This is a genomic window from Sphingomonas sp. MJ1 (PH-R8) (assembly GCF_048058635.1).
Lineage (GTDB): Bacteria > Pseudomonadota > Alphaproteobacteria > Sphingomonadales > Sphingomonadaceae > Sphingomonas.
Window position 1 is genome coordinate 1 of sequence record NZ_JBBEFX010000035.1, and the last position, 3,497, is coordinate 3,497.

The window sequence follows — 3,497 nt, forward strand, 5'->3', positions numbered from 1 at the left end:
GGGTAAACGACGCCACCACGCTACGAACCTACGGCTCCAGAACGGACGCCTATGCCGTATTCAAGGGGATGCTCGACAAGGGCAATCCTCCCGATGATTGGACAGCACTGCTCAAGGCTGCGTCTACGAATGTCGCTCGCGACGATGGTTGAATGGGCACCCGCCCGCCGTCTCAAAAGGGACCATGCCCCGCGACTTCGGCAACGACGTTGCCACCCTGTGAGATGACAACGGCTACCCCTGCCGGCGAGCCGGTCCATTCCAGACATCCGGTTCGTCGCCGACATTCCACCGTCGTCACCATAGCCGCTTGGAATGTCGGGCTTCGCTCGACGCTCATTGCTTCCGAGGAGCAATGCTGATCGTACAGCGTACCTTGCCCTTCGCCTTGGTAGCCGCCTTCTGACAGGCTTCGACCGCTTCACGATCGTTTTCGACGATGTTCCAGGCATCAACGAGCGCGTTCCAATTGGCAGGCGCATCCGTGATCAGCAGGTGCCTTCCTGCCTCCCACATCGGGAGGTCGAGCGTGGAGGCGGCCATTTGCTCCGAGATCTGCCAGCTCGCCGGCAGGGCGCGCGCGATCGGCGCGGCAAGGGTCGCCCACAGGAGCATGCCGGCCAGTATTCCAATAATTGCCGTCACTGCCAGCCAGCGGTTCTGCTCATCACCACACCGCGCCGATACGACATAGCTGTGAAGCCGGCGGATCCCGTCCTCCAGCCCGGTGCGCGCCGTGGCGATCGTCTGCCGATCCTCCTGCCGGGCGGTGCTCGCCGCCGCGGTGATCCGCCCCACCATCTGCCCGGGCGTCATCGCCAGCATCGGGCTTTTCACCAGCAGGTCGACGCGCTGCGCGGTGGCGGTGATGTTGTTGGCGAGGACGCCCAGCGTCTCGGAATAGTCAGGAGCCTCGGGCACCTCCATGCGCTCGGCCGTCAGACGTTCGACGGCCCGGCGCATCAGCGTCACTTCCGCGCGCAGATCCTCGAAGGCCTGCGTGGCTTCGTTCGGCCTTTCGTCATCCGGCATCACGCCTTCCCCTTATCGGCTCATGCCCCTGTCGCGCTCGCGGCCGATCCCGATCGACTGCTCCAGCGATGTCTCGATGCTCCGGCCGTGCTCCAGCTTCAGCCCAAGCTCGGGCACGCGGCGTTCCAGCGTCTTCGCCAGCTCGGGGTCGCGGCGCAGGCCCTCGGCCATCGCGCCCATGCGCATGGTGGCCTTATCGGCCCGGGCTTGGTCGCCGCCTGCACGCTCGCGCGCCAGGCCACGCCAGCTCTCCACGAACCGCTCGGCGCGCGCGTTGGGGTCAAGCCGCACCCGCCGCTCCTCGGCCATCGCGCGCATCGCGCCGCGCGTATTCCCTTCGGCCGCTTGCCCGATCAGCCCGGGATCGCGGCGGAACGCGGAAGCGAGGTCGCGCGCGGCATCGGGCCGCACCTGGTCCAACGCCTCGCCGGCGCGACGCAACGCGCTCTCCTGGTGCGGGAGCACCGGCAACTCCCGCGCGCGCATCCGGCCCATATCGGCCGCGGCGCGCGCGTAGCGTTCGATCGCCCTGGCCTGATCCGGTTTGCCGATCGCCGGCTCGGCCCGATCCGGCGCCGCTGTCATTTCAAGCGTGACGGCCGGCTTGGGCCGGAAGTCCGCGAACATGCCCCGGGCCTTGTCGCGGACCTGGTGGACGATCTCCCGCGCGCGCTCGGGCCAGCGGATCTCGCGGCGATCTGCAAACTCGCGCGCCCGGTCCTCGTCGGACGGCATGGCATAGTCGCCGGCCATGTCCTTGGCGCGGTCACGCGACAGCACGCGGGCGAGCTGGCGCTGATCGACGAAGTCGTCACGGCCATAGTGGAGCTGCACCCCGTCGCGGTGCCGCGACATGCCGACATAGGCGCTGTGTCGGTCCATGCCCGGCGTTGCGAGGAGATGCGCACGATCGATGGTCACGCCCTGCGACTTGTGGAAGGTCGCGGCGTAACCGTGATCGATCGCGGCATAGTGTTTGAGGTCGAACGCGGCGCGCCCGCCGCCGTCGAGCCGCACCGCCATGTGCCCATCGCCAACCTGCTCGAGCGTGCCCAGCGTGCCGTTCTTCACGCCAAGCGAGCGTTCGTTGCGCAGGAACATGATCCGGTCGCCGACCGCGAAGTCGCGCGCGCCCCGATCGACGGTCACGCCCACGTCCTCGCCCAGCCCGCCCGACGCGCGCACCCGTTCACGCGCCTCCTGGTTCAGCGCGCGCACCTCGGCGTTGGTGTGGGTGAGGATGATGCGGGTCTGGTCGGGATCGCGTGCACGCTGACGATCCCAAACCTCCACCAGCTCGGCGCGGGCCTGCTCGCGCGTGTCCGCCGCCTGCACCATGCCTTGGGTAGCATAGGCATAGATTGCCTCAGCCGTGCGGCCGGTCGCCAGCGCCCGCGTCGCATCCTTCTGCCAGTTCTCCCGCTGCCGGCGGACCTCGGTGATTTCGGCCGCGCCGTGGCGCTCGGCAATCGCCCGGAACGCCGCGCCGGCTTCGATCGCCTGCAACTGTTCAGGGTCGCCCACCAGCACCACCTTGGCGCCGGCGTCGCGGGCATGGGACAGGACCCGCTCCATCTGGCGGGTGCCGATCATGCCGGCCTCGTCCACCACCAGCACGTCTTTCGGCCCGAGCGGGTCGCGGCCCCGGCCCCAGGCATGTTCGAGGCTGGCGATGGTGCGCGAGCGGATCCCGGAGCCCCCCTCCAGATTCTCGGCCGCGATCCCCGACAAGGCAGCCCCCCGCACCGTGTAGCCGGCGCTCTCCCATGCCTCGCGCGCAACCCCCAGCATCGCCGACTTGCCGGTGCCGGCATAGCCGATGACGCTGGCGAGGCCGTCGCGCTCGGTAATCCGCCCAAGCGCGTCCCGCTGCTCGTCGGAGAGAGTGAGCCCCCTGCCCTTCGCCGCATCGAGCGCACGGTAGACATGATCGGCGCCGACGAAATGATGGCGGACATCGGCGAGCCGGCCGGCCGAACGCTCCAACCGCGCCTCGGTCGCGATCATCTCGCGGGACGTGAACCGCTCCTGGTCGCGTCCGTCCTTGCCCAATGCCACCAGCTCGGGACTGGCGCGCACCGCCGCCATCACCTGGTCGAACTGCGCCTTGCCGTCCGAATGGCGGAAGGCGAACACGGCCAGGTCGCGGGTCGTGAAGGTCGCCTGTTGCCGCGTGATGCCGTCCAGCGCGATACGCGGGTCAGCCACAATCTTCTCGCCGTTCTCCCGCGCGATGCGTCGGTGATCGTCAGCGCGCTCAGCATCCTCACCTCGGTCGAGCCGGCGCATGCCCGCCGGCCCGATCTTGTGCTGCGGCTCCAGCGCGATGCCCTGGTCTTCATAGGAGCGATGGTCGATCCGCCCCTCCAGCCCCAGCTCCGCCATGCGTTCGTTGACGTGGTACCCCCATGCCTCGCGCCAGCCCTTCAGCAGCTCGGTCGAGTTCCAGTCGCGGACCTTCTTGC

General features: G+C 68.9%; 3 protein-coding genes. 1 reads left to right on the plus strand and 2 read right to left on the minus strand.

What is annotated here, in order from left to right; all coding sequences use genetic code 11:
• On the plus strand, positions 1–152 hold a 152-nt coding region (locus VPH46_RS16000), incomplete at its 5' end, for a type II toxin-antitoxin system YhaV family toxin (protein WP_416612815.1).
• 184 nt (positions 153–336) lie between these two features.
• Here the strand turns inward: VPH46_RS16000 and VPH46_RS16005 are convergent.
• Positions 337–1,032: a DUF6118 family protein gene (locus VPH46_RS16005; protein ID WP_416612811.1), complete on the minus strand. Its 696-nt coding sequence runs from the start codon at positions 1,030–1,032 to the stop codon at positions 337–339.
• Positions 1,033–1,044: 12 nt separating this feature from the next.
• Positions 1,045–3,497 (minus strand): Ti-type conjugative transfer relaxase TraA (gene traA / locus VPH46_RS16010; protein ID WP_416612813.1); only part of this gene is annotated, 2,453 nt, incomplete at its 5' end.

What these genes read in the sequence shown, in the direction of transcription:
- VPH46_RS16005 (WP_416612811.1), bottom strand. Translation starts at nt 1,032, where the DNA reads ATGCCGGATGACGAAAGGCCGAACGAAGCCACGCAGGCCTTCGAGGAT.